We start from the raw sequence: 24,477 nt of genomic DNA, 5'->3' as shown, positions 1-24,477 counted from the left end.
AAGAAGTGGGCTCGTGTCTACCGGGTTGCCTGTTCGGCAGCGACAGGGGCGGGGACGCGCACAAGCTGAGAACCCGCGAGTACGTACTCGTCGCCAGAATGCTGGCAACGAACCCGGGCATCGCCGCGCAAAGGCAGTTCGAGCCGTTCTCCGTGCGCGCTCATCCAGCCGATCTGGCGTCCCGGAACGCCGACGACCAAAGCGTACGCAGGAACGTCCTTGTTGACCACGGCACCGGCTCCAATGAACGCGAATTCCCCGATCGTTGCTCCACAGACGATCGTGCAGTTGGCGCCCAGCGTGGCGCCTCGCTTCACGAGGGTATTCCGGTACTCGTCCTTCCTCTCAACGAAGGAGCGTGGGTTGTAGACGTTGGTGAAGACCATGCTCGGTCCGCAAAACACACCGTCCTCGAGCGTTACGTTGTCGTAAACGCTGACGTTGTTCTGGATCTTGCAGTGGTCGCCAATCGACACTCGATTGCCGACGAACACGTTCTGGCCCAGGGAAACGGATTTCCCGATCCGGGCGCCTGAGCAAACGTGCACGAAGTGCCACACGCGACTGCCGTCACCGATTTCTGCGCCTTCGTCGACGATGGCGCTGGGATGAACCGTATAGCTCATTACTTCAGCAGTCGATTGACGAAGGGGTGCACTTCGCCGTGCTGGCCAGTCACAGGAGCTGCCGTTCGAATCACATTGACCGTCTCGATACAGTGGCGTGCATCCTCCAGGCCGAACCCATGGCCGGCCAGGATCTCCCGGTAGCTGGTGGTGTGCAGTTCCGTGAAACCCTCGGAGAACTCGAGCTTTTCTCCGCTAATGTCGATGTTGCGGAACGTCGACTTCTTGCCCTTCACTTCGTCGGGCAGATCGTTCGCGTCGATCGACAGGAACCAGCGGACGCGAGCACGTTCGTATTCCAGGTAACCCGCCGCCTTGGCTTCGCCGGAGTAGTGCACGACGTTGCGCTTCAGCTTGCCAAACACGAAGTGCAGCATGTCGTAGAAGTGAACGCCAATGTTGGTCGCGACGCCGAATGATTTGCGCTGGTCGCCCTTCCAGCTTTCCATGTACCACTTGCCGCGCGACGTGATGTACGTCAGTTCGACGTCGAACACGTGATCGGCCGGGGCCGCCGCGACTTTCTCGCGCAACTGCAGGATCGCGTCGTGGTGGCGGAGTTGCAGGATGTTGAAGACCCGCTTGCCGGTTTCCTTCTCCACGCGCTCCAGTTCGTCCAGCAGTTCCGGGGTGGGGACGAGCGGCTTCTCGCAGATCACGTCGGCACCGAGTCGCAGGCCGGCTGCGATGTGCGGGTGGTGCAGATAGTTGGGCGAGCAGATCGCCACGTAATCCAGCGCCGTCGCGGGATCGCGCTTCAGCTGGTATGCGTATTCGTAGAAGCGTTCGAACTCGGTGAAGAACTCGCTTTGGGGCGAGATGCTGTCGATGATGCCAACCGAGTCGTTGATGTCGTATGCGACGGCCAAGTGGTTGCCGGTGTCCTTGATGGCGCGCATGTGCCGGGGGGCGATGTACCCTGCGGCACCGATCAGAGCGAAGTTTTTCATGGAGTGGCTTAGAGGCGGAAGACGGTGAAACCGGCTGCAGCGGCTTCGTGACGGTTGAAGAGGCTCTTGACGTCGGCCAGGACGGGAGCATCGCCGCGGCAGTATGCCCGCAGCTCCGCAGCCTTCATTTGACGGTATTCGGTGTGGCCGACCGCTACGACAAGGGCATCCACGGGGTTGGCCGCATCGACCTTTCCCAGCGTCAGGCCATATTCATGCTGGACCTCTTCGGGGTCCGCCCACGGGTCCGCAACGACGACCTGCGCTCCCCACGTTTCGAACTCGCGCAGCATGTCGACGACCTTGCTGTTGCGGATGTCCGGGCAGTTCTCCTTGAAAGTCACGCCCAGGACGCCAATCCGGCAGCGGGGGACGTCCATGGAGTTCTTCAGCATCAGCCGGATCATGTTGCGTGCCACGTAGCGCGCCATGTTGTCATTGATGCGGCGGCCAGCGAGGATCACTTGCGGGTGGTACCCGACTTCCTCCGCCTTGTGCGTCAGATAGTAAGGATCCACGCCGATGCAGTGTCCACCGACCAGGCCCGGACGGAATGGCAGGAAGTTCCACTTGCTGCCGGCCGCTTCGAGAACGTCCAAGGTGTCGATGCCGAGGCGCTCGAAGATCACCGACAGTTCGTTGACCAGCGCGATGTTCAAGTCACGCTGTGTGTTCTCGATCACCTTGGCCGCTTCCGCCACCTTGAGGCTGCTGGCCTTGTGCGTGCCGGCAGTGATGATCTCGCGGTAAAGGCCGTCTACAGCTTCCGCGACCTCCGGAGTGCTACCGCTCGTGATCTTCTTGATCTTGGTGAGGGTGTTGACCTTGTCGCCGGGGTTGATGCGCTCGGGGCTATAACCGCAGAAGAAGTCGACGTTGAACTTCAGGCCACTCTCGCGCTCCAGCACAGGAACACAGACTTCCTCGGTCGCGCCGGGATAGACCGTGGATTCATAGATCACGATGTCGCCGGACTTGAGTACCTTGCCGACAGTCGTGCTTGCCTTGATCAAAGGCGTCATGTCCGGCCGGTTGGCCTTGTCCACGGGTGTCGGAACGGTGACGATGAAGACGTTCGCACGCTTCAGGTCTTCCAGCGTGCTGGAATAGGCGAGGAACTCGGCCTTTTTCAGTTCGCTCGGGCTGCACTCCAGGGTGTGGTCTTGCCCGCTCTGCAGTTCGGCGATGCGTGCCTGGTTGATGTCGAAGCCGATCACCGGGCGGCGCTTGCCGAATTCCACTGCCAGCGGCAGCCCCACGTAGCCCAGGCCGATGATGGCCAGGGTCTTGTCCTGGAGGTTCATCCTGCTATTCCTTCAGTTGCTTGAATTCTTGAAAGTCGAGCGCGGACCCTCCGCACCCACTTCCGCCTGCAGCGCCGCAATCTCCTTCTGCAGCGCCTCGTACTCCGCCATCTTTCGCTTGAGGAAGGCTGCGGTCATACTCGCCTTCTTCGCCATCCCCGCCGGCGTCAGCAGGTACGCGTACCCCAGGTGGTGCTTCGAGCTCGCGAAGTTCCCGAGCTTCACCAGGCCCTTGTCGATCAAGGCCCTCATGCAGTAGTGCAGCTTGCCGTTGCTCACCCCGAGCTGCTGGGCCAGCTCGCGCTGCGACAGGTCCGGGTTGTCCTGAAGGATCTTCAGGACCCGGAAGTGCAGGTCTTCGGCGTTTTCGAGCTGTCGGCTGGCCACGGGCTTCTCGCGGAGGAGCGGAGGGCCCGAGCATTCGCCAAGGCCGCAAACTGTTCAAGTCTGAGCACTGTATCAGTTTGCAACTTGGTGGGCAATATTCTTGCAGGCTTGTAAGGCCGTCTCCTACAAATGGACGAGGAGGCGCCGTGCCGAGGGGCGTATTTGCGCACTTTTAGATGTACCGGCCGTGACATCGTCGCGCCGACGGAACATCGCGCAGGCAATAGGAGCGCGCCGCGCTCCTGCGCGGCAGTTCGCTTGGGCTTCTGAGGATAATGCCGAGGAGGAGAGCGGAGACTTCGAGATGGTGCTTTTCACTGACAGGACCGGTCTCAGTGCCCGGCCAGCCGCAGCGTGAAGATCCTGCTGTTCGGCGCCAATGGGCAAGTCGGCTGGGAACTGCAGCGCAGCCTGGCGCCGCTGGGCGAGCTGCTCGCGCTGGACGTCGCTGGCCAGCCAGGCCTCTCCGGCGACTTCACCGACCTCGAAGGGCTGGCCGCCACGGTCGCCACGGTGCGGCCTGACTTCATCGTCAATGCCGCCGCCCACACCGCGGTGGACAAGGCCGAAAACGAACCCGAACTCGCCCACACGATCAACGCCGAAGCCCCGGGCGTGCTCGCGCAGGCGGCCGCGCGCATCGGCGCCGCGCTCGTGCACTACTCCACGGATTACGTCTTCGACGGCAGCGGCAACCGCCCCTGGCGCGAGGACGACGCCACCGGCCCGCTCAACGCCTACGGCCGCACCAAGCTCGAAGGCGAGGCGCGCATCCGCGCGGCCCTGCCGCGCCACCTGCTGCTGCGAACCAGCTGGGTGTATGCGGCGCGGGGCAGCAATTTCGCCAAGACCATGCTCAAGCTCGCCCGCGAGCGCGAGCGCCTGACCGTCATCGACGACCAGTTCGGCGCGCCCACGGGTGCCGAACTGCTGGCCGACGTGACGGCCCACGCCATCCGCGCGCTCGCCGCCGATGCCGGCAAGGCGGGCACCTACCATGTGGCGGCCGCGGGCGTGACCACCTGGCACGGCTACGCCAGCTACGTGCTGCAGGCCGCCCGCCAGGCCGGCCAGGCGCTGAAGGCCGAACACGTGGAGCCCGTGCCGTCGTCCGCCTTCAAGACCGCCGCCACGCGCCCGCACAACTCGCGGCTGGACACGGCGCGCCTGCGCGCGACCTTCGGCCTGGCGCTGCCGCCCTGGGGGGCCGGGGTGAATCGGATGCTCCAGGAAATCCTCGGAACCCCATGACCCGACGCAAAGGCATCATCCTCGCCGGCGGCACCGGCACCCGGCTGCACCCGGCCACGCTGTCCATCAGCAAGCAGCTGCTGCCGGTGTACGACAAGCCGATGATCTACTACCCCCTCAGCACGCTGATGCTGGGCGGCATGCGCGACATCCTGGTGATCAGCACCCCGCAGGACACGCCGCGCTTCCAGGCGCTGCTGGGCGACGGCAGCCAGTGGGGCCTGAACCTGAGTTATGCCGTGCAGCCCAGCCCGGACGGGCTGGCGCAGGCCTTCATCATCGGCGAACAGTTCGTGGGCAACGACTCTTGCGCGCTGGTGCTGGGCGACAACATCTTCTACGGGCACACGCTGGGGCCGATCCTGAAGACGGCAGACGCGCAGCAAGGCGGCGCCACCGTGTTCGCGTACCACGTGCAGGACCCGGAGCGTTACGGCGTCGTCGCCTTCGACGCGCAGGGCCGCGCCATCAGCATCGAGGAGAAGCCCAAGGCGCCGCAAAGCAACTACGCGGTCACCGGCCTTTACTTCTACGACCACAACGTGGTGGAGATCGCCAAGTCGGTGAAGCCCAGCGCCCGTGGCGAGCTGGAGATCACGGCCGTCAACCAGGCCTACCTGGAGCAGGGCGCGCTGACGGTGCAGATCATGGGCCGCGGCTATGCCTGGCTGGACACCGGCACGCACGACAGCCTGCTGGACGCCGGCCAGTTCATCGCGACGCTGGAACGCCGCCAGGGCCTGAAGATCGCCTGCCCGGAAGAAATCGCCTGGCGCTCCGGTTTCATCGACGACGCCCAGCTGGCGCGGCTGGCGGATCCGCTGAAGAAGAACGGCTACGGCCAGTACCTGCAGCAGCTGCTGCGTGAAGGAAACGCCCGATGAAGGCGACCCGTACCGCCATCCCCGACGTCGTCATCCTGGAGCCCAAGGTTTTCGGCGATGCGCGGGGCTTCTTCTTCGAAAGCTACAACCGCAAGGCGATCTGCGAGGCCTTGGGCATCGTGGTGGACTTCGTGCAGGACAACCATTCACGCTCGGCGCGCGGCGTGCTGCGCGGCCTACACTACCAAGTGAAGCAGCCGCAGGGCAAGCTGGTGCGGGTGGTGCGCGGGGCGGTGTTCGACGTTGCCGTGGACGTGCGCAACGGTTCGCCCACCTTCGGCCGCTGGGTCGGCACCGAGCTGACCGAGGACAACCACCGGCAGATGTGGGTGCCGCCCGGCTTCGCCCACGGCTTCCTGGTGCTCAGCGAATCGGCGGACTTCCTGTACAAGACCACCGACTACTACGCGCCGGAGCACGAGCGCTGCATCGCCTGGAACGATCCGGCCATCGGGATCGAGTGGCCCCTGTCCGACGAGCCGACACTCTCCGCGAAGGACCGCCTCGGCGTCAGCCTCGCGACCGCCGAACTCGTCTGATTTCGACACCAGAACCTTGTAGGGTGCGCAGCTCGCTGCGCACCGCGCGACGCCCTTCGCCGCTACCGAATCTCCAACGCCGCAAACCCCTTCACCAAATCATCCACCGCCTTCACCTGCGCCAGGAAAGGCTCCAGCTTGTCCAGGGGCAGGGCGCTGGGCCCGTCACACTTGGCGTTGTCGGGATCGGGGTGCGCCTCCAGGAACAACCCGCCGATTCCCACCGCCATGCCCGCACGCGCCAGGTCGACGATCTGCTGCCGCCGGCCGCCCGAGGCCGCGCCGCCCGGGTCGCGCTGCTGCAAGGCATGCGTCACGTCGAAGATGATCGGCAGGTTGCCGGTGGTCTTCTTCATCACGCCGAAGCCCAGCATGTCTACCACCAGGTTGTCGTAGCCGAAGCTGGCGCCGCGCTCGCACAGCAGCACCTGCTCGTTGCCGGCTTCGCGGAACTTCTCGACGATGTGCGCCACCTGCGAGGGGCTCAGGAACTGCGGCTTCTTGATGTTGACCACGCGGCCCGTCTTGGCCATGGCCACCACCAGGTCGGTCTGGCGCGCCAGGAAGGCGGGCAGCTGGATGACGTCGGCCACTTCGGCCACGGGCTGCGCCTGCCAGGGCTCGTGCAGGTCGGTGATCACCGGCACGCCGAAGCGCTGCTTCACCGCGCGCAGGATATCCAGGCCTTCCTCCAGGCCGGGGCCGCGGTAAGAGTGGATGGAGGAGCGGTTGGCCTTGTCGAAGCTGGCCTTGAAGACGTAGGGGATGCCCAGCTTCTGCGTCACCTGCACGTACTTTTCGCAGACCTGCAGGGCCATGTCGCGCGACTCCAGCACGTTCATGCCGCCGAAGAGGACGAAGGGAAGCTCGTTGCCGCAACGGATGGCGGGGGTGATCTGGATCGTCGTCATGGGACGGGATTGTGCGCCACCCGGATAATCGGCCGCCGTGGAATTGCAGCAACTCTTGTTCAGCCAGGGCTTCGGCGCCCGGGCCACCTGCCTCGGCCTCGTGCAGAAGGGCCTGGTCACCGTGGCCGGCCAGCCCGTAGCCGACCCTTACGAAGACATCGCGGCCCAGGACGGCCTGGAATTCACGGTGGAAGGCAAGCCGTGGACCTATCACGCCAAGGCCTACCTGATGCTGCACAAGCCGGCCGGCTACGAGTGCTCGCAGAAGCCCGGCGCCTGGCCCAGCATCTACACGCTGCTGCCGGCGCCGCTACGGCAAAGGCCGGTGAAGGGCGGCCAGCCGGGCGTGCAGGCCATCGGGCGGCTGGACCAGGACACGACCGGGTTGCTACTGCTTAGCGACGACGGCGCGTGGATCCATCGCATGAGTTCGCCGAAGCACCATGTGCCGAAGGTGTACGAGGTCGTGACGGCGGATCCGGTGACGGAGCAGCAGGTCGCCAAGCTGCTGCAGGACGTGGTGCTGGTGGATGATCCGAAGCCGGTGCGGGCTGCGGCTTGCGAGGCGACGGGCACGCATTCACTTCGGCTGACGCTGACCGAAGGGAAGTATCACCAGGTGAAGCGGATGGTGGCGGCGGTGGGGAATCGGGTCACCGGGCTGCATCGGTCCCGCATTGGAAAGCTGGAATTGCCAGGGGATTTGCAGCCGGGCGAATGGCGCTGGCTCGATGTGGCGGCGAGGGCGGCGTCGCAATCGTCCTCATGAGACTTCGCGCGGTGCGCAGCGGAGCTGCGCACCCTACAGCGACGGGTTGATCCGATACGAGGCCGGACATGTAGGGTGCGCAGCTCCGCTGCGCACCGCACGGAGCATCACCGGAGATTCCCGGTATGCCCCAACGAATACCGTCCCGGCTGCGGCCAGACCGTCAAGCCGTGCGGCTCCTGGCCGACCTTGATCTTGGTGACCACGCCGCTTTCGGTATTGATGCGATAGACCTCGTCGTCATACCGCCCCGACAGCCACAGGAAGCGCCCATCCGCGCTGACGTTGCCCATGTCCGGGCTGCCGCCGCCCGGAATCGGCCAATGCGCCACCACCTTTTCTGACGCGAAGTCGATCACGCTGACGCTGCCCGGCCCGCGCGGCTTGCCGTGGATCTTGTGAGTGCTGCGGTTGGCCACGTACAGGCGCTTGCCATCGCGGCTGGGATAGAGGCCGTGGGTGCCCAGGCCGGTGACGATGAAGCCCACCTCGCGGAAGCTTTCGCCATCGACCACGTGCACGCCGTCGGCGTCCATGTCGGCGATGAAGAAGCGGCGGCCGTCCGGCGAACTGCGGATGTCCTGCGGCATGCCCTTGGTGGCGGTGCAGATCTCGAACTGCGGGTCGGTCGGCGACGAGCCTTCCTTCATGCGCTGGGCCGGCATGCGCAGCTTCAGGTAGCCGATGACGCGGCGCTCCACCAGGTCGATCTTGGCGATCTGCCCGCTGAACTCGCAGGTGAAGATGGCGTAGCGGCCGTCGATGGAGAAGTCGGCGTGGTTGATGCCGCCGCAGCCCGGCGTGTTGATGGAATACTGCAACTGCATCGTGTGCGGGTCGCGGAAGTCCAGGCGCTTCTTGGCTTCCGCCACCACGATGGCCGACTTGCCGTCGGGCGTGAAGTACATGTTGTACGGGTCGTCCACCGCCACCGTGTGCAGCGGCTTGGCCGTCTTGGGGTCGATGGCGGTCAGGCTGCCGTCCGTGCGGCCCTCGGCGTTGTTGGCCACCCAGAGCGTCTGCAGGTCCCAGGCCGGCACCACATGCTGCGGGCTGCGGCCCACCTTGAACTTGTAGAGGACCTTGGCCTCGTCCGGGTCGATGACGTAGATGTCGTTGGAGCGCAGGTTGGGCACGTAGACGCGGTTGAGGTGGCCGCGCACGGCCTCGCTCATGTGGCCGGCGGCGGTTTCCGAATACAGGTTGTTCGGGTCCACGACCGGCGGCATGCCGGGCACGGTGAGCACTTGGTGGCGCGGCGCCGGCGGGGCGGCGAGGTCCGTCTCCGGGCCGGCGGCGCCAGCCGTGCGGATGGCCAGCAGGGTGGCGGCCAGGCCGGCCACGCCAGCCAGGCCGAGCGCGGTGAGGAGGGCTTGTTTCGTTTTCATCGGGGCAATGGAAGAGGGAGCGGCTGCGTCTTCAACGCTTGGCGGCGACCGCGCGTTGAATCGAGGCGACCGAGGTATCGACGATTTCCTTCACGCCGAGTTCCCCGATTTCTGCGGTGGCGCGGCGCGGGTCGCCATGTACGCCATGGGCCACGTCCAGGTCGGCGCCCTTGGCCAGCACGTCGGCGCGTACCAGCGACTTGTCGACGGCCAGCGAAAGCGCGGTGTCGTTCAGGCCGGCATGGGTGCCGATCTCCGCTGGGGAGTAACCCTTTTTCTTCAGGGTGTCGATGAAGGCGCCCTGGGTGACGTCGTAGTAGTCCAGCAGCGCGTGCACGCGGCAGGACGGGTCGTTCTTCCACTCCCGGTTCAGCTTGTCGGCCACCTTCTGCTCGCTCTTCTGGTAGCCGCCGTGGTCGCCCAGGAAGAACACATCGTGGAAGCCATGCTGCTTGAAGCTGCGGGCGGTGGCCTCCAGCAGCGACTCGAAGGTGGCGTCCGGAATGGACAGGGTGCCGGTGAAGCGCATGTGCGCGGCCGGCGGGTTGATGGAGCCCTCGGGCACGTAGGCGACCACGGGCGCGACCACCGCGTTGCCCAGCCGGCGGGCGATTTCGCCGGCCAGCGCGTGGGCGCGCACGTTGTGCTTGCCCAGCACGATGTGCGGGCCGCTCTGCTCGGTGCCGCCGATGGGAACCAGCACGATGGTGGTGCCGGCTGCGATGCGGGCCTTGAGTTCCGGGGAGGTGAGTTGCTCGATGTCGACTACCGCGGGCACGGCGGCGTGGGCGGCCAGGGCGGCCCAGAGCAGGGTGGCTCCCGCGGCTTTTTGCAACAGGCGGGAGCGGAAAATGCGAACCATCGGGGGAGTTTAGTGGAGCAGGGGGCCGTGGCGGCGCGGTATCGGACGCGGGCGCCCAAGCTGTAACTTCTGCACGACCCGGCGGCCCGGATGGGGCCGGCCCTTGACCGGGCGCAAGGGGGGCGGGGTCCGGATCAGGGACAATAGCGTGCCCGGCCGTCCTCCGGCGGCCGCTCCGGCGCGTTGCAAGCGCCCACTTGACAATTCCTGCAGTGAATCTCTTCTCCCTGTGCCGCGCCGGCCTCGGTGCCCTGGCGCTGCTCGTCTCGGGGCTGGCCGCCGCCCAGTCCGGCAGCACGCCCGTCTTCGTGCTCAATTCGCTGGACGCCGACGTCAGCGTCATCGACCCCGTCAGCTGGCGCGAGATCAAGCGCATCCCCACGGGCAAGGAGCCGCACCACCTGTACATGACGCCGGACGAGAAGTCGCTGATCGTCGCCAACGCGCTGGCCGATTCGCTGACCTTCATCGACCCGCGCACGGCCGAAGTGCAGCGCACTGTGCGCGGCGTCATCGATCCCTACCACCTGCGCTTCTCGCCGGACATGAAGTGGTTCGTGACGGCCGGCAACCGGTTGCACCACGTGGACATCTACCGCTGGGACGGCAGGGACCTGGTGCTGGCGAAGCGCATCCCCACCGGCAAGACGCCCAGCCACATCTGGATCGACAGCCGCAGCACCACGGCCTATTCGACCATGCAGGACAGCGACGAACTGGTGGCCATCGACCTGGCGCGCCAGGAGATCAAGTGGCGCATCAAGACCGGCCCGATGCCGGCCGACGTGTTCGGCACGCCCGACGACAAGACGCTGCTGGTGGGCCTGACCGGCAGCGACAGCGTGGAAGTGTTCGACGTCAGCGGCGACGGCCCGCGCGCGGTGCGCCGCATCAAGACCGGCGCCGGTGCGCATGCCTTCCGCAGCGCCGGCGACAATCGCCACGTGTACCTCAGCAACCGCGTCGCCAACACCATCAGCAAGATCGACCTGAAGACCTTGCAGGTGGTGGACAACTACGCGGCGCCGGGCGGCCCGGACTGCATGGACGTCATGGCCGGCGGCCGCTACCTGATGGCCACTTCGCGCTGGGCGCGCAAGCTGACCATCATCGACACCGAAAAGCGCGAAATCGCCCGGCAAGTGAAGGTGGGCAAATCTCCCCATGGCGTGTGGACACTGGAGCATGCGGCTCGATAAATCCAAGCTCTCCCTCCCCCGCTGGGGGAGGGCCGGGGTGGGGGCCGCTGCGCTCGCATCCTCTCTTGCCTTCGCGCAAGGTCCCTGCAACAAGCCGGTCTACCTGACGCTCGATACCGGCCACATGGCCATCGCGCCGCTGGTGGCCGAGATCCTGAACCGCCAGAACGTCAAGGTCACGTTCTTCGCCGCCAACGAGAAGACGAAGGAGGGCGACGGCGCCCTCGGCGACTACTGGGCGCCGTGGTGGAAGGCGCGCGCCGCCGAAGGCCACGAATTCGCCTCGCACACCTACGACCACGCCTACTGGCGCGCCGACCTGCCGGGCGACCCGCCGCGTTTCCGCATCCGGCCCACGGCGGGCCCGCACGCGTACATCGACCAGGTGATGACCGGGCCGCAGTACTGCGAGGAGATCGACCGGGCGGCCAAGCGGCTGGAACAGGTCACCGGCAAGAAGCCGCTGCCGCTGTTCCGCGCGCCAGGCGGCAAGCATTCGCCCAAGTACCTGGCCGCCGCCAAGGCCTGCGGCTGGCTCAACGTGGACTGGTCGCCGGCTGGCTTCCTGGGCGACGAGCTCCCCAGCGATACGGCCAGCAACGAGGAACTGCTGAAGAAGGCGCTGCGCGACATCAAGCCGGGCGACATCCTGCTGGCGCACCTGGGCATCTGGTCGCGCAAGGACGCCTGGGCGCCGGCGGACCTGGAGCCGCTGATCGTGGGCCTGAAGCAGCGCGGCTTCTGCTTTGCCACCTTGCGTGACCACCCGGCTTACCGGGACTGGATCGCGCGCGCGAAGTAGCCGCCGATGCAGTGGATCCTCGATCTCTTCGAACGCGCCCAGCAAGGGCTGTTCGAGCTGTGCATCCAGCCGATCGTGTATTCCTTCGGGCTGGCCAACTACCTGGAGGACGCGTACACGGCCACCGGGTGGCTGCTGGTGGGCTTCATCCAGATCGCGGTGATGCTGGCCATCATCGGGCCACTGCAACGCTGGCGGCCGGTGGAGCCGATGGTGGACGTGGCGGAGGTCCGCACCGACGTGCTGTACACGCTGATCCACCGGCTGGGGCTGTTCCGCGTGGCGCTGTTCTTCAGCGTCGAGCCGCTGTTCGACGAGCTGTTCGGCTTCCTGCGGGTGCAGGGCTTCGGCACCTTGCATATCGACCAGTTCATGGCGGGCGTGTCCGACCATCCCTTCGCCAGCTTCCTGCTGTACCTGGTGGTGTTCGACTTCGCGGACTACTGCATCCACCGCGGCCAGCACAGGTTTGCCTGGTGGTGGAAGCTGCATGCGCTGCACCACTCGCAGCGGCAGATGACGATGTGGAGCGACAACCGCAACCACCTGCTGGACGACCTGATCCGCGACAGCATCCTGGTGGTGCTGGGCCAGTTGATCGGCGTCGGGCCGGGGCAGTTCGTCGCCATCGTGGCCATCGCGCAGCTCAGCGAAAGCCTGCAGCACGCCAACATCCGCATGCACTTCGGCCGCATTGGCGAGCGCCTGTGGATCAGCCCGCGCTTTCACCGGTTGCACCACAGCATGGGCGTGGTGGACCGCAACTACGGTGTGCTGCTCCCGTGGTGGGACATGCTGTTCCGCACGGCCGACTTCGAGCTGCGCTGGGACCCGACCGGCATCCGCGACCAGGACGAGGGCCGCGACTATGGGCGCGGGTTCTGGGCGCAGCAGCGGTTGGGTTTATTGCGCCTCGCCGGTCGGGCCTGACGCCCGCCTCCATGTAGGGTGCGCAGCTCGCTGCGCACCTGCGACACACCGGGCGATCACGCGGTGCGCAGCGGAGCTGCGCACCCTACAGTAGATCGGCCGAAAGATCGGCCAAGAAGGGTCTACTCCCTTCCCTTGAGTTCTGAAAATCATTTTTGAATTCAACGGCGTAGACGCAAATGCCGGCGGCTGGAATAATCGGCCACATGAGCGTTCCGTCCAAGATCGTTCCGGTGTACGACCAGCCGCACCAGTTCGAGCCGCTGCTGCCGCAGCACCGGCTCGGCGAACTGGTGGAAATGACCCGCTCCGTCCTGGAAAAGTCCTTCAGGCTGCAGGGCGCCGTCTCTCCAAGCGCACAGCAATCGCTGCGGCGCCTGGTGCGCGCCATGAATTCCTACTACTCGAATCGCATCGAGGGCCAGGGAACGCACCCGCAGAACATCGAACGCGCCTTGCAGGCGGACTTCTCGCGCTCGCCTGAAGTCGCCAGGAGGCAGCGCATTGCGCTTGCACATATCGAGGCCGAAGTGGAGCTCGAAGCGTCGCTGCCCCTGACTGGTGTGGAGAGCCATGTGCTTCGGTCGGCCTTCCTGGTGCAGGCCCACGAGGCCTTGTACCGCAGGCTCCAAGCAGCGGACAGGACGACTGACGATGGACGCGTGATCGCGCCCGGTCAACTGCGGGTGGAAGATGTCGCCGTCGGCAGGCATCAACCGCCCACGGCGACGTCCGTCCCTGCTTTCCTGGCTCGCATGGACGAGGTCTATCCCCGCGTGCACGGCCTGGACCACCTCCTTGTCGGCATCGCCGCGGCGCATCACCGGGCTGCCTGGGTGCATCCCTTCGGCGACGGCAACGGGCGCGCCTGCCGGCTGCAGACGCATTGCGCGCTGCTCCCTTTCAGCGCCGGGTTGTGGTCGGTGAACCGGGGCCTGGCCCGGGCGAGGGACAAGTACTACGAGATGCTGGCCAACGCGGACAGTCCGCGCCAGGGTGACCTGGATGGCCGCGGCAACTTGAGCGAAAAGATGCTGCGCGAGTGGTGCGCATACTTCCTGGGCGTGGCCGACGACCAGGCCGGCTTCATGGGACGCATGCTGCAACTCGACGAACTGCGCGGGAGAATCGCGTCGTTGATGCTGGTGCGGTCGCAAAGCGGCCAGTTCGCGAACTACTCGGCGCAGGCGACGGTTCCGCTGTACCACGTGCTGGTGGCGGGGCCGCTGTCCCGCGGCGAGTTCATCCAGATGACCGGCATGCCGGAGCGAAGCGCGCGCCGCGTCCTGTCCCAACTGCTGAAGGACGGGTTGCTGGTCAGCGAGGGACCGAAACGCGCGGTGTCCTTCAATTTCCCCCTGGATGCACTGAACATCCTGCTGCCCAACCTCTACCCCGAAGCGGCCACGGTGAACACCGAAACGTAAGCCGTTTGCATGAGGGAGCTAACATCCCCTCCGCATGAGCCTGTTTCTCGACTCCTTCTGGCGCGCCGTCGCCTACTGCCTGCATCCGCGCGTCATCGGCCTGTCGCTGCTGCCGATCGCGCTGCTGATCGTGCTGGCCGGCGGGCTGGGCTATTTCCTCTGGGATCCGGCCGTCGGCATGGTGTTCGGCTGGCTGGAAGCCTCGGACACCTTCGCCACCATCTCCAACTGGCTGCAGGGCCTGGGCTTCGGCAACGTCAAGACGGTGCTGGCGCCGCTGCTGGTGATCCTGGCCGTGACGCCGCTGCTGATCGTGGTGGTGCTGTTCTTCGTCGCGCTGCTGATGACGCCGGCCGTGGTTCGGCTGGTGGGCCGGCGCCGCTTCCCGGCGCTGGAGCAAAGGCACGGCGCGGGCTGGATCGGCAGCGCCTTCTGGTCGCTGGGCTCGGTGCTGCTGGCCGCGGTGGCGATGGTCGTGTCGGTCCCGCTCTGGGCGATCCCGCCGCTGGTGCTGGTGCTGCCACCGCTGATCTGGGGCTGGCTCACTTACCGCGTGCTGGCCTTCGACGTGCTGGCGGAACACGCCACGGGTGACGAGCGCCGCCGGATCTTCAAGGACCATCGGCTGTGGTTGTTGCTGATGGGGGTGGCGACGGGCTACCTGGGCGCTGCGCCTAGCGCGCTGTGGGCGACGGGGTGGTTCTTCGCGCCGGCGTTTCCCCTGCTGGTGCCGGTGATGATCTGGCTCTACACCTTGATCTTCGCGTTCTCATCGCTGTGGTTCGCGCACTTCTGCCTGGCCGCGCTGGCCAAGCTGCGCGGCGCCAACCCGGACGGCGCGGAGGCGCCGCCGAGGGAGTTGTTGCGGGAGCCGGTGGTGGTGGAGAAGTTGCCGGCGCCGGAGAATTCCGCGGGGTCGACTGGGCCTACCGGGTCTGCTGGGTCTGCTGGGTCTGCTGGGTCAATGTAGGGTGCGCAGCTCGCTGCGCACCTCACGAGGACGATCGCGCGGCGCGCAGCAAGCTGCGCACCCTACAACTGACGGATGACGGAAGGGCCGGCTGGCAACACATTGCCCCTCATGCCGCGCTACCTCCGCCACTTCGCTCCCGGCGGCACCTACTTCTTCACGCTGGCGCTCGAGGACCGCACCAGCGGCCTGCTCGTGCGCGAAATCGAGGCACTACGCGCAGCCTATGCCGCGGTCCAGCGGCGCCATCCCTTCGAGACGATCGCGATCTGCGTCCTGCCTGACCACTTGCACGCTCTCTGGAAACTGCCGGAAGGCGACCAGGATTTCCCGCTGCGCTGGCAGCAGATCAAACATGGCTTTTCGCATTCAGTGCCGGCCGTGGAATCACGCAGGCTGAGCCAGGTGAGCCGCCGCGAAAAGGGCATCTGGCAGCGGCGCTTCTGGGAACACTTGATCCGAAGCGAAGAGGATCTCCGACGGCACGTGGACTACGTCCACTTCAATCCGGTGAAACACGGGCATGCGCGACGCGTGCAGGATTGGCCGTTCAGCAGTTTTCACCGGTGGGTGGAGCGGGGCGATCTGCCAGTGGAGTGGGGCTTGGTCGAAGCGGCAGAAGGTGGGAGTTTTGGCGAGCGAGACCGGAGTCCGTAATTTGTAGGGTGCGCAGCTCGCTGCGCACCGCATGATCATCCACGCGCGGTGCGCAGCGAGCTGCGCACCCTACATCCGTTGAATCGTCGAAGAGCCGGACATCAAGCCCCGCCCCGCCCGTAACTGTCCTCGAGACGCACGATGTCATCCTCCCCGAGGTAAGCCCCCGACTGCACCTCGATCATCTCCAGCTCCATCTTCCCGGGGTTGTGCAGGCGATGCACCTCCCCGATCGGGATGTAGGTCGACTGGTTTTCGCTGAGGAGGAAGGTCTCGCTGCCGCGCGTGACCTGCGCCGTGCCTTTCACCACCACCCAGTGCTCGGCGCGATGGTGATGCTTCTGGAGGCTGAGGGACGCGCCCGGCTTCACGCCGATGCGCTTGACCTGGAAGCGCTCGCCGGCATCGACGCTGTCGTACCAGCCCCAGGGCCGCACCACCTTGCGGTGCAGGACGGCCTGGGCCGCTTCGGCCTTTTCCAACAGGGCGACCACGTCCTTCACCTGCTCCGCGCAGCTGCGGTCGGCCACCAGCACCGCGTCGGGTGTGTCGACGATCAACAGGTCCCGCGTGCCCAGCGCCACCACCGGCCGGTGCGGCGCATGGATGAAGGTGTTGCGCGCATCGTGCGCGAAGCCCTGGCCGATGACGCGGTTCTGCTGCGCGTCCGCCGGCGTCAGGTCGGCTACGGCGTTCCAACTGCCCACGTCGCTCCACTGGCCGCGGAAAGGCACCACGGCAACCTCGGGATGCTTCTCCATCACGGCGTAGTCGATGCTCTGCGAACGGCATGCCTCGAAGGCGGCACGCTGCGGGCGCAGGAACACGGCGCGGGCGGCGGCGCTGCCCACCGTCTCTTCCTGCACGGCGGCCATCGCGGCGCGGCAGGACGCCAGGATGTCGGGCGCATGCTTCTCCAGCGCGTCCAGCAGCACGCCGGCCACGGCCAGGAAGATGCCGGCGTTCCAGAGCGTGTCGCCTTGCAGCAGCAGTTGCTGCGCCCGCGCGGCGTCCGGTTTCTCGATGAACTGCGCCACCTTCAGGCTGCCGTCGCTGCGCGGGGTGCCCTGGCGGATGTAGCCGTAGGCCGTGCTCGGAAAGCTGGGCACCACGCCGAAGGTGACGACGGCGCCGGCCTCGGCGGCCACCACGCCCTGGCGCATGGTGGCCTGGAAGGTGGCGGCGTCGGGAATATGGTGGTCGGCCGGACAGAACAGCAGCAGGTCGTCCGGCTTGGCGGCCAGCGCCGCCAGCGCCATCGCAGCGGCGGTGTTGCGGCCGGTGGGTTCCAGCAGCAGCCGGCCTTCGACACGGGCCTGGCGGAAGGTGTCCGCGACCAGGAAGCGATGGTCTTCGGCCGCCACGGCCATCACCTGCGGGCCCAGCGGCGCCACCCGCTCCAGCGTCAGTTGCAGCAAGCTCTTGTTGCCGATGAGGGGGACGAACTGCTTGGGAAAGCTTTTCCGGCTCAAGGGCCAGAGCCGGGTGCCGGAACCGCCGCAGAGGATGACGGGGACTAACGTACTCATGGGCTCCCATCGTAGCCGCTGCCCGGCCATTCACCGCGGGCGAGGGTGCGCCAACCGGTAGGATTACCGCATGAGCGCAACGCCCGTCCCCACTCCGAACATCGGCCTCGTCATCGTCGGCGACGAAATCCTGTCCGGCAAGCGCGCCGACAAGCACATGCCCAAGCTGATCGAGCTGCTGTCGACGCGCGGGCTGCAGCTGTCGTGGGCCGACTACGTGGGCGATGCGCCGGCGCGCATCACCGCCACCCTGAAGCGCGCCTTCGACTCGGGCGACATCGTGTTCTCCTGTGGCGGCATCGGTGCCACGCCGGACGACCACACCCGCCAATGCGCTGCCGCGGCCCTGGGCCGACCCCTGCAATTGCACCAGCAGGCCGAGGCCCTGATCCGCGAACGCATGCAGGACACCGCGCGGGAGCAGGGCGTGCCCTACGAGCCGGACCGGCCGGACAACATCCACCGCCTGAACATGGGCGTGTTCCCCGAGGGCGCGTCCATCATCCCCAACCCGTACAACAAGATCCCGGGCTTCACGGTGGGGGACGTGCACTTCGTGCCGGGCTTCCCGGTGATGGCCTGGCCGATGATGGAATGGGTGCTCGAGACGAAGTACCGCCCCCTGTTTCGCCAGGGCGCCTATCTCGAGAAGTCGGTCATCGTGTTCGGCGCCATGGAGGCCACGCTGACACCGCTGATGGAGCAGATCGAGCGCGAACACCCGCCGGTGAAGGTGTTCAGCCTGCCCAGCGTGGACCACCCCACGTACGGCCGCCACATCGACCTGGGCGTCAAGGGGGCGCCGGATCAAGTGGAGCCCGCCTACCGGCTCCTCCTGGAAGGCTTGGCCCGCCTCGGTGCCAAGCTGGGCCCCGAACTGGTGCGATCATGATGCACCGATAAGGTGCAACTCGGCAACAGCACCAAAACGGTGCTCTGCCGCGTAAAAACTTCCCGAACCGACCTAGGGACAACCCCTGTTTTCGTGGAAAATCGCCGGGCTGTAGCGCACGGCCGATGCACCAAGCTTTGGCACAGAACCTGCATCCCTGCCCCGCGCAAATCGCTCAACAACCAACCATCCCCCCAGGAGAAACCTGATGGCAGCAGCCAAGAACGTCGCAGACGTCATGAAGATGGTGAAGGAGAACGAAGTCAAGTTCGTCGACTTCCGCTTCACCGACACCCGTGGCAAGGAACAGCACGTGACCGTGCCTGTGTCCCACTTCGACGAAGACAAGTTCAGCGCGGGCCACGCCTTCGACGGTTCGTCCATCGCCGGCTGGAAGGGCATCGAAGCCTCCGACATGCTGCTGATGCCGGATCCGGGCACCGCCAACATCGACCCCTTCTTCGAAGAAACGACGCTGATCCTGTCCTGCGACGTTCTCGAGCCGGGCGACGGCAAGGCCTATGACCGCGACCCGCGTTCCATCGCCAAGCGCGCCGAAGCCTACCTGAAGGCCTCCGGCCTGGGCGACACTGCCTTCTTCGGCCCCGAGCCCGAATTCTTCATCTTCGACGACGTGCGCTGGGGCGCCGGCCCGAACGGCTCCTTCGTCGAGATCGACGAATACGAAGCCCCCTGGAACACGGGCAAGAAGATCGAAGGCGGCAACAAGGGCCACCGTCCCACCACCAAGGGCGGCTACTTCCCCGTGCCCCCGGTCGACAGCACGCAGGACATGCGCGCCGAGATGTCCCTGATCCTCGAATCCGTGGGCATCCCGGTCGAAGTGTTCCACCACGAAGTGGCGGGCGCCGGCCAGAACGAGATCGGCACGCGCTTCAGCACCCTGGTGCAGCGCGCCGACTGGTCGCAGCTGCAGAAGTACGTGATCCAGAACGTGGCCAATGCCTACGGCAAGACCGCCACCTTCATGCCCAAGCCCATCGTCGGCGACAACGGCTCCGGCATGCACGTGCACCAGTCCGTGTGGAAGGACGGCAAGAACCTGTTCGCCGGCGAAGGCTATGCCGGCCTGAGCGAACTCGCGCTGTACTACATCGGCGGCATCATCAAGCACGCCCGCGCGCTGAACGCCATCACGAACCCCGGCACCAACAGCTACAAGCGCCTGGTGCCCGGCTTCGAAGCCCCGGTGAAGCTGGCCTACTCGGCCCGCAACCGCTCGGCCTCGATCCGCATTCCGTACGTGGCGAACCCCAAGGGCCGCCGCATCGAAGTGCGCTTCCCGGATCCCACGATGAACCCGTACCTGGGCTTCGCCGCCATGCTGATGGCCGGCCTGGACGGCATCGAGAACAAGATCCACCCGGGCGAAGCCGCCACCAAGGACCTGTACCACCTGCCGCCGGAAGAAGACGCGAAGATCCCGACCGTCTGCCACAGCCTGGACCAGGCCCTGGACTACCTGGACAACGACCGTGCCTTCCTGACCAAGGGCGGCGTGTTCACCGACAGCATGATCGACGCGTACATCGAGCTGAAGATGCAGGAAGTCACGCGCTTCCGCATGACGACGCACCCGATCGAGTTCGACATGTACTACAGCCTGTAATTCCTTACAGTCCTGGAGCAGCAAAGGGGCGACATTTGTCGCCCCTTTTCTTTTTAAATCAACACCTTAATTGGCAATCTGCAGAGTTTGCGCGATACTGAAAGGCCGTCCTGGGCGCCCCGGGCGCTAGGAGCAGCCCCATGAAGTTCGCCTACTTGTTGATTCCCCTGGCAGCACTCGCTTGCGCCGATGCCGCCCTCGCGCAGGGCAAGATTTTCCGTTGCGGCAACACCTACACCAACGACGAGGCGGTGGCCAAGGCGCAAGGCTGCAAGGCCATGGAAGGCGGGAACGTGACGATCGTGCAGGGCACGAAAGTGAACGGCAACAACGGCACCCGCGTGGCCAACGCCCCGCAGGCCGCCAGCGGTCCCAAGGTCGATGCCGGCGAGCAGAAGTCGCGCGACGCCGAAGCGCGGACCATCCTCGAGTCCGAGCTGAAGAAGGCCGAAGCGCGCCTGGCCGACCTGCAGAAGGAATACAACAACGGCCAGCCCGAGATGCTGGGGCCCGAGCACCGCAACCACCAGAAGTACGTGGACCGCACCGCCGAAATCAAGGCCAACATCGACCGCACCGAGCAGGACATCGCGGGCATCAAGCGCGAGCTGAACCGCGGTAACGGCGCGTCCAGATGAGCGCTTGATCAAACCGACCGTCAAGAACTCCGTCCGCTTCGCCTGCTTCGACCTGCTGGCCACGCTCGTGGCCGTGGTTCGAGGCGACGGCACCGTGCTGTTTGCCAACTCCGCGCTGGAGGACGTGCTGGGCATCTCCCGCCGCAGCATCGAAGGCACCAGCTTGCTCCCCCAGTTCGCCGAGCCGCACGTGCTGCGCACCGCGCTCGACGGCGCGCGCGGCAACGAGTATTCGGCGCTGCGCTATGACGCGCGCCTGCTGCGCCAGGGCAGCGAGCCCATGCCCGTGCACGTGGTGCTGGCGCAGACCGAGCACCCCGACGAGTTCATCGTCGAACTGCTGCCGCTGGAGGCGCAGACGCGCAAGGAGCGCGAGGACCGGCTGCTGGACCAGGCGCAGGCCAACAAGGAACTGATCCGCAACCTCGCCCACGAGATCAAGAACCCGCTGGGCGGCATCCGTGGCGCGGCGCAGCTGCTGGAGATGGAGATCGACGGCCGCGAGCTGAAGGAATACACGCGGGTCATCATCCACGAGGCCGACCGCCTGCAGACGCTGGTGGACCGCCTGCTGGCGCCGCACCGCCGCCCGCACGTGGTGGGCGACGTCAACATTCACGAAGTGCTGGAGCGCGTGCGCTCGCTGATCCTGGCCGAGTTCCCGCGCGGGCTGAAGGTCGTGCGCGACTACGATACCTCCATCCCCGAGTTCCGCGGCGACCGCGAGCAGTTGATCCAGGCCGTGCTGAACATCGCGCACAACGCCTGTCAGGCGCTGGTGGAGCGCATCGCCGCCGGCGATGCCATGCTGACCTTCCGCACGCGGATCGGCCGCCAAGTGACTTTCGGCCAGCAGCGCTATCGACTGGCACTGGAATTGCATGTCATCGACAACGGGCCCGGTGTACCGGACTCGATCAAGGACCGCATCTTCTATCCGCTGGTGAGCGGGCGCGAAGGCGGTTCCGGCCTGGGGCTCACGCTGGCGCAGACCTTCGTGCAGCAGCACCACGGGCTGATCGAGTGCGACAGCGTGCCGGGGAGGACGGACTTCAAGATCCTCATCCCCTTGCCCTGAAAGTATTTTTGCAAGACCTGAGGTGACTGAAGCACATGAAGCCGATCTGGATCGTTGACGATGACCAATCCATCCGCTTCGTGCTCGAGAAGGCCCTCATGCGCGAGGACCTGCCTACGCGCAGTTTCACGAACGCGCGCGAGGTCCTGACCGCGCTCGAATCCGCGAACGACGACGATGGCCCGCAGATCCTGGTAAGCGACATCCGCATGCCGGGCGGCAGCGGGCTGGACCTGCTCACGAAGGTCAAGGAGAAACATCCGGGGCTGCCCGTCATCATCATGACGGCGTTCTCGGACCTGGACAGCGCGGTCTCCGCCTTCCAGGGCGGCGCCTTCGAATACCTGCCCAAGCCCTTCGACCTGCCGAAGGCGATTGAGCTGATCCGCCGCGCGGTGGAAGAAAGCCAGCGCGAGGAGGTGGCCGAGGAGCGCATGATCGCCGCGCCCGAGATGCTGGGCCAGGCGCCGGCGATGCAGGACGTGTTCCGCGCGATCGGCCGGCTGTCGCAATCGAACGTGACGGTGATGATCACCGGCGAATCCGGCTCGGGCAAGGAACTGGTGGCGCGCGCGCTGCACAAGCACTCGCCGCGCGCCAACGGGCCTTTCGTCGCGATCAACACCGCGGCGATCCCGAAGGACCTGCTGGAGTCGGAGCTGTTCGGCCACGAGCGCGGCGCCTTCACGGGCGCACAGACGATGCGCCGCGGCCGCTTCGAGCAGGCCGAGGGCGGCACGCTGTTCCTGGACGAAATCGGCGACATGCCTTTCGACCTGCAGACGCGCCTGCTGCGCGTGCTGTCGGACGGCCACTTCTACCGCGTGGGCGGCCACAACGCCGTCAAGGCCAACGTGCGCGTGATCGCGGCGACCCACCAGGACCTGGAGCAGCGCGTCAAGGAAGGGAACTTCCGCGAGGACCTGTTCCACCGCCTCAACGTGATCCGGCTGCGGCTGCCGGCGCTGCGCGAGCGGCGCGAGGACATCCCGATGCTGGCGCGGCACTTCCTGCAGCAAAGCGCCAAGCAGCTTGGCGTGGAGCCCAAGCGCATCTCCGATGCGGCGCTGGCGCGGCTGACGGTGTTTGCGTTCCCGGGCAACGTGCGGCAGCTGGAAAACATCTGCCACTGGCTGACGGTGATGGCGCCGGCGCAGCTGATCGAACCGAAGGACCTGCCGCCGGAGGTGGTGGGAGCAGCGGTTTCTTCAGAGGCCGCGGCGCCGCGTGCCGCTTCCGCCGAAGTGGCGTCCTCCGTTGCTGCGGAAGTCGCGCCTGCGCTTGCGGTCGCTGCGCCCGTCGCGGGCGGCTGGGAGTCGGCGCTGGAAGCCGAAGCCTTGCAGCTCCTGGCGGCCGGCCATCACGACGTGTGGGACCAGCTCACGCGGCGCTTCGAGTCGAAGCTGATCCTGACCGCGCTGGCCAACACCCGCGGGCGGCGCATCGAGGCGGCGCAGAAGCTGGGGATCGGCCGCAACACGATCACCCGCAAGATCCAGGAGCTGGGTCTCGAAGAGTGACGGCGGTCAACGCCGCACGTCCACGTCCCGCGTCTCCGGCAACATCGCCATCGCGATGACGCTCACCACGCTGATCGCCGCGACGTAGTACGCCGGCGCCAGCGGGTTGTGCGTGGCCGCCAGCAGCCCCGTCACCACGAACTGCGTGGTGCCGCCGAACAGGCAGGTGCTGATGGCATAGACCAGCGACATGCCGGTGCTGCGCACGCCGATAGGCAGCAGCTCGGGCACCGTCACCATGCCGGCCGCACCGGAGATGGCCGTCAGGCCGGCGAGGACGGTGGTCACGCAAAGCAGCGTCGCGATCCCCGGCGCGCCGGCCAGCCAGAGGAACAGCGGCACGATCAGCAGCATCAGCGCGATGCGGGGCACCTGGTTCACCACCTTGCGGCCGTAGCGGTCGCATAGCACGCCACCCAGCAGGCCGAAGCCGAAGGTCACCAGGCCGCCCACCAGCACGCTGGACTGCGCCACTGCCGCGGGCAGCTTCAGCACCTGCACCGCGTAGCTCACCATGTAGTTGCCCACCTGCGAGGCCACCGCGACCGAGGCGGAGACCAGCACGCCCAGCACCAGCACGCGCTTGTGCTGGCGGAAGGTGGCGCCGAGGATGCGGCTGCTGCTCTCGTTGCTGCCGCCGTGCGTCTCGGGCAGGCAGCGGCGCAGGTACAGCGCGATCGGCACCAGCACCAGGCTCACCAGGAAGGGCACGCGCCAGCCCCAGTCGGCCAGCTGCTGCGGCGACAGCAGCAGCGACAGGCTCACGCCGAACACGCCACCCACCGCCACCGCCAGGCCCTGGCTGCCGATCTGCCAGCTGGAGTAGTAGCCGCGCTTGCCCTCGGGCGCCGCCTCGATCAGCAGCGCCGTGGCGGGACCGACCTCGCCGCCAAGGGCCAGGCCTTGCAGCAGCCGGCACAGCACCACGATGATGGGCGCGGCGACGCCGATGCTGGCGTAGCTGGGCGTCGCGGCCAGGCCCAGCGTGCCCACGGTGATGAGGACGACAGTGAGGATCATCGCTGGCTTGCGGCCAGCGCGGTCGGCGAACGAGCCGATCAGGATGCCGCCCAGCGGCCGCGTGAAGAAGCCCACGCCGAAGGTGGCCACCGCCACCAGCAGGCTGCCGAACTCGCCGCCCACCGGGAAGAAGGTCCGTCCGATGTAGACGGCGAAGTAGGCATAGATGACGAAATCGTAGAACTCCATCGCGTTGCCGGCGACGGCGGCGGCGATCGCCTTGCGGCTGATGCGCGTGGCGTTCGCCGCGGGGGCCGGCGCGGCTGCCAGCGTTTCGAGGGTGGTGGCGGTCATTTTGTCTCCAGGATGTTCGT

Annotated in this window: 24 protein-coding genes; 15 read left to right on the top strand and 9 right to left on the bottom strand. The window is 66.5% G+C overall.

Annotated features, from left to right (window positions below):
• Positions 1-17: 17 nt before the first annotated feature.
• From HHL11_RS22575 to HHL11_RS22560, 4 genes are read right to left on the bottom strand one after another with little or no spacing between them, the layout of a single operon-like run.
• Positions 18-626: an acyltransferase gene (locus HHL11_RS22575; protein WP_169420808.1), complete on the bottom strand. Its 609-nt coding sequence runs from the start codon at positions 624-626 to the stop codon at positions 18-20.
• A complete protein-coding gene (locus HHL11_RS22570; protein ID WP_169420807.1) occupies positions 626-1,576 on the bottom strand; it encodes a Gfo/Idh/MocA family oxidoreductase in 951 nt (316 codons plus the stop codon). Before HHL11_RS22570 ends, HHL11_RS22575 begins: the two co-directional genes overlap by 1 nt.
• Before the next feature lie 8 nt (positions 1,577-1,584).
• A complete protein-coding gene (locus HHL11_RS22565) occupies positions 1,585-2,880 on the bottom strand; it encodes a nucleotide sugar dehydrogenase (protein WP_169420806.1) in 1,296 nt (431 codons plus the stop codon).
• Positions 2,881-2,892: 12 nt separating this feature from the next.
• The gene (locus tag HHL11_RS22560; RefSeq protein ID WP_169420805.1) at positions 2,893-3,267 is read right to left on the bottom strand and encodes a MarR family EPS-associated transcriptional regulator; all 375 of its coding nucleotides are present in this window, start codon (positions 3,265-3,267) and stop codon (positions 2,893-2,895) included.
• A gap of 354 nt (positions 3,268-3,621) precedes the next feature.
• Between HHL11_RS22560 and rfbD the strand changes: the two genes are divergently transcribed.
• Genes rfbD through rfbC form a run of 3 tightly spaced genes read left to right on the top strand, consistent with a single transcriptional unit; the run spans position 3,622 to position 5,941 of the window.
• Positions 3,622-4,518 carry a dTDP-4-dehydrorhamnose reductase gene (rfbD, locus tag HHL11_RS22555; RefSeq protein ID WP_169420804.1) on the top strand — a complete coding sequence of 299 codons (897 nt, stop codon included), beginning with the start codon at positions 3,622-3,624 and terminating at the stop codon, positions 4,516-4,518.
• The gene (rfbA, locus tag HHL11_RS22550) at positions 4,515-5,402 is read left to right on the top strand and encodes a glucose-1-phosphate thymidylyltransferase RfbA (RefSeq protein ID WP_169420803.1); all 888 of its coding nucleotides are present in this window, start codon (positions 4,515-4,517) and stop codon (positions 5,400-5,402) included. Before rfbD ends, rfbA begins: the two co-directional genes overlap by 4 nt.
• Positions 5,399-5,941: a dTDP-4-dehydrorhamnose 3,5-epimerase gene (rfbC, locus tag HHL11_RS22545; protein ID WP_169420802.1), complete on the top strand. Its 543-nt coding sequence runs from the start codon at positions 5,399-5,401 to the stop codon at positions 5,939-5,941. Before rfbA ends, rfbC begins: the two co-directional genes overlap by 4 nt.
• A gap of 62 nt (positions 5,942-6,003) precedes the next feature.
• Here rfbC and kdsA read toward each other — a convergent pair whose 3' ends face one another.
• Entirely contained in the window at positions 6,004-6,852 is an 849-nt protein-coding gene (gene kdsA / locus HHL11_RS22540) for a 3-deoxy-8-phosphooctulonate synthase (protein WP_169420801.1), read from the bottom strand.
• Positions 6,853-6,889: 37 nt separating this feature from the next.
• Between kdsA and HHL11_RS22535 the strand changes: the two genes are divergently transcribed.
• Complete coding sequence (locus HHL11_RS22535) at positions 6,890-7,621, top strand: pseudouridine synthase (protein ID WP_169420800.1); 732 nt, start codon at positions 6,890-6,892, stop codon at positions 7,619-7,621.
• A gap of 107 nt (positions 7,622-7,728) precedes the next feature.
• On the opposite strand, the gene HHL11_RS22530 is transcribed toward HHL11_RS22535, so the two are convergent.
• Together HHL11_RS22530 and HHL11_RS22525 are read right to left on the bottom strand one after the other, a co-directional pair.
• Positions 7,729-9,009: a YncE family protein gene (locus tag HHL11_RS22530; RefSeq protein WP_169420799.1), complete on the bottom strand. Its 1,281-nt coding sequence runs from the start codon at positions 9,007-9,009 to the stop codon at positions 7,729-7,731.
• A 31-nt stretch (positions 9,010-9,040) separates the two neighbouring features.
• Positions 9,041-9,871: a creatininase family protein gene (locus HHL11_RS22525; protein ID WP_169420798.1), complete on the bottom strand. Its 831-nt coding sequence runs from the start codon at positions 9,869-9,871 to the stop codon at positions 9,041-9,043.
• 212 nt (positions 9,872-10,083) lie between these two features.
• Between HHL11_RS22525 and HHL11_RS22520 the strand changes: the two genes are divergently transcribed.
• The 6 genes from HHL11_RS22520 (at position 10,084) to HHL11_RS22495 (ending at position 15,856) form a co-directional block, all read left to right on the top strand.
• Positions 10,084-11,070, top strand: coding sequence for a YVTN family beta-propeller repeat protein (locus tag HHL11_RS22520; protein ID WP_169420797.1), 987 nt, complete (start codon positions 10,084-10,086; stop codon positions 11,068-11,070).
• Positions 11,057-11,872 carry a polysaccharide deacetylase family protein gene (locus tag HHL11_RS22515; RefSeq protein WP_425355219.1) on the top strand — a complete coding sequence of 272 codons (816 nt, stop codon included), beginning with the start codon at positions 11,057-11,059 and terminating at the stop codon, positions 11,870-11,872. Before HHL11_RS22520 ends, HHL11_RS22515 begins: the two co-directional genes overlap by 14 nt.
• A gap of 6 nt (positions 11,873-11,878) precedes the next feature.
• Entirely contained in the window at positions 11,879-12,802 is a 924-nt protein-coding gene (locus tag HHL11_RS22510) for a sterol desaturase family protein (RefSeq protein WP_169420795.1), read from the top strand.
• 206 nt (positions 12,803-13,008) lie between these two features.
• Positions 13,009-14,229 (top strand): Fic family protein, encoded by a 1,221-nt coding sequence (locus HHL11_RS22505; RefSeq protein ID WP_169420794.1) that lies wholly within the window; start codon positions 13,009-13,011, stop codon positions 14,227-14,229.
• A gap of 34 nt (positions 14,230-14,263) precedes the next feature.
• The gene (locus HHL11_RS22500; RefSeq protein WP_169420793.1) at positions 14,264-15,199 is read left to right on the top strand and encodes an EI24 domain-containing protein; all 936 of its coding nucleotides are present in this window, start codon (positions 14,264-14,266) and stop codon (positions 15,197-15,199) included.
• 111 nt (positions 15,200-15,310) lie between these two features.
• Entirely contained in the window at positions 15,311-15,856 is a 546-nt protein-coding gene (locus tag HHL11_RS22495; RefSeq protein WP_169420792.1) for an REP-associated tyrosine transposase, read from the top strand.
• 101 nt (positions 15,857-15,957) lie between these two features.
• Here the strand turns inward: HHL11_RS22495 and HHL11_RS22490 are convergent, their stop codons facing one another.
• On the bottom strand, positions 15,958-17,385 hold the full coding sequence (locus HHL11_RS22490) for a mannose-1-phosphate guanylyltransferase/mannose-6-phosphate isomerase (protein WP_169420791.1): 1,428 nt from the start codon (positions 17,383-17,385) through the stop codon (positions 15,958-15,960).
• 70 nt (positions 17,386-17,455) lie between these two features.
• Between HHL11_RS22490 and HHL11_RS22485 the strand changes: the two genes are divergently transcribed.
• The 5 genes from HHL11_RS22485 (at position 17,456) to ntrC (ending at position 23,143) form a co-directional block, all read left to right on the top strand.
• On the top strand, positions 17,456-18,277 hold the full coding sequence (locus tag HHL11_RS22485; RefSeq protein ID WP_169420790.1) for a competence/damage-inducible protein A: 822 nt from the start codon (positions 17,456-17,458) through the stop codon (positions 18,275-18,277).
• Between the two features lie 208 nt (positions 18,278-18,485).
• Entirely contained in the window at positions 18,486-19,907 is a 1,422-nt protein-coding gene (gene glnA, locus HHL11_RS22480) for a type I glutamate--ammonia ligase (RefSeq protein WP_169420789.1), read from the top strand.
• A 140-nt stretch (positions 19,908-20,047) separates the two neighbouring features.
• A complete protein-coding gene (locus HHL11_RS22475; protein ID WP_169420788.1) occupies positions 20,048-20,545 on the top strand; it encodes a hypothetical protein in 498 nt (165 codons plus the stop codon).
• A gap of 4 nt (positions 20,546-20,549) precedes the next feature.
• Positions 20,550-21,623, top strand: coding sequence for a nitrogen regulation protein NR(II) (glnL, locus tag HHL11_RS22470; RefSeq protein ID WP_169420787.1), 1,074 nt, complete (start codon positions 20,550-20,552; stop codon positions 21,621-21,623).
• A 35-nt stretch (positions 21,624-21,658) separates the two neighbouring features.
• Positions 21,659-23,143 (top strand): nitrogen regulation protein NR(I), encoded by a 1,485-nt coding sequence (gene ntrC / locus HHL11_RS22465; RefSeq protein ID WP_169420786.1) that lies wholly within the window; start codon positions 21,659-21,661, stop codon positions 23,141-23,143.
• A gap of 6 nt (positions 23,144-23,149) precedes the next feature.
• Here the strand turns inward: ntrC and HHL11_RS22460 are convergent, their stop codons facing one another.
• Complete coding sequence (locus tag HHL11_RS22460) at positions 23,150-24,457, bottom strand: MFS transporter (RefSeq protein ID WP_169420785.1); 1,308 nt, start codon at positions 24,455-24,457, stop codon at positions 23,150-23,152.
• Positions 24,458-24,477: the final 20 nt, after the last annotated feature.

The sequence above is a fragment of the Ramlibacter agri genome (assembly GCF_012927085.1).
Lineage (GTDB): Bacteria > Pseudomonadota > Gammaproteobacteria > Burkholderiales > Burkholderiaceae_C > Ramlibacter > Ramlibacter agri.
This window is presented reverse-complemented; position numbering and strand designations above follow the sequence as displayed.

Excerpts from the sequence above, each read along its gene's own strand:
- HHL11_RS22575 (WP_169420808.1), bottom strand. The coding sequence starts at position 626 with ATGAGCTATACGGTTCATCCCAGCGCCATCGTCGACGAAGGCGCAGAA.
- HHL11_RS22570 (WP_169420807.1), bottom strand. The coding sequence starts at position 1,576 with ATGAAAAACTTCGCTCTGATCGGTGCCGCAGGGTACATCGCCCCCCGG.
- HHL11_RS22565 (WP_169420806.1), bottom strand. The coding sequence starts at position 2,880 with ATGAACCTCCAGGACAAGACCCTGGCCATCATCGGCCTGGGCTACGTG.
- rfbA (WP_169420803.1), top strand. The coding sequence starts at position 4,515 with ATGACCCGACGCAAAGGCATCATCCTCGCCGGCGGCACCGGCACCCGG.
- rfbC (WP_169420802.1), top strand. The coding sequence starts at position 5,399 with ATGAAGGCGACCCGTACCGCCATCCCCGACGTCGTCATCCTGGAGCCC.
- kdsA (WP_169420801.1), bottom strand. The coding sequence starts at position 6,852 with ATGACGACGATCCAGATCACCCCCGCCATCCGTTGCGGCAACGAGCTT.
- HHL11_RS22530 (WP_169420799.1), bottom strand. The coding sequence starts at position 9,009 with ATGAAAACGAAACAAGCCCTCCTCACCGCGCTCGGCCTGGCTGGCGTG.
- HHL11_RS22525 (WP_169420798.1), bottom strand. The coding sequence starts at position 9,871 with ATGGTTCGCATTTTCCGCTCCCGCCTGTTGCAAAAAGCCGCGGGAGCC.
- HHL11_RS22515 (WP_425355219.1), top strand. The coding sequence starts at position 11,057 with ATGCGGCTCGATAAATCCAAGCTCTCCCTCCCCCGCTGGGGGAGGGCC.
- HHL11_RS22510 (WP_169420795.1), top strand. The coding sequence starts at position 11,879 with ATGCAGTGGATCCTCGATCTCTTCGAACGCGCCCAGCAAGGGCTGTTC.
- HHL11_RS22505 (WP_169420794.1), top strand. The coding sequence starts at position 13,009 with ATGAGCGTTCCGTCCAAGATCGTTCCGGTGTACGACCAGCCGCACCAG.
- HHL11_RS22500 (WP_169420793.1), top strand. The coding sequence starts at position 14,264 with ATGAGCCTGTTTCTCGACTCCTTCTGGCGCGCCGTCGCCTACTGCCTG.
- HHL11_RS22495 (WP_169420792.1), top strand. The coding sequence starts at position 15,311 with ATGCCGCGCTACCTCCGCCACTTCGCTCCCGGCGGCACCTACTTCTTC.
- HHL11_RS22490 (WP_169420791.1), bottom strand. The coding sequence starts at position 17,385 with ATGAGTACGTTAGTCCCCGTCATCCTCTGCGGCGGTTCCGGCACCCGG.
- HHL11_RS22485 (WP_169420790.1), top strand. The coding sequence starts at position 17,456 with ATGAGCGCAACGCCCGTCCCCACTCCGAACATCGGCCTCGTCATCGTC.
- glnA (WP_169420789.1), top strand. The coding sequence starts at position 18,486 with ATGGCAGCAGCCAAGAACGTCGCAGACGTCATGAAGATGGTGAAGGAG.
- HHL11_RS22475 (WP_169420788.1), top strand. The coding sequence starts at position 20,048 with ATGAAGTTCGCCTACTTGTTGATTCCCCTGGCAGCACTCGCTTGCGCC.
- ntrC (WP_169420786.1), top strand. The coding sequence starts at position 21,659 with ATGAAGCCGATCTGGATCGTTGACGATGACCAATCCATCCGCTTCGTG.
- HHL11_RS22460 (WP_169420785.1), bottom strand. The coding sequence starts at position 24,457 with ATGACCGCCACCACCCTCGAAACGCTGGCAGCCGCGCCGGCCCCCGCG.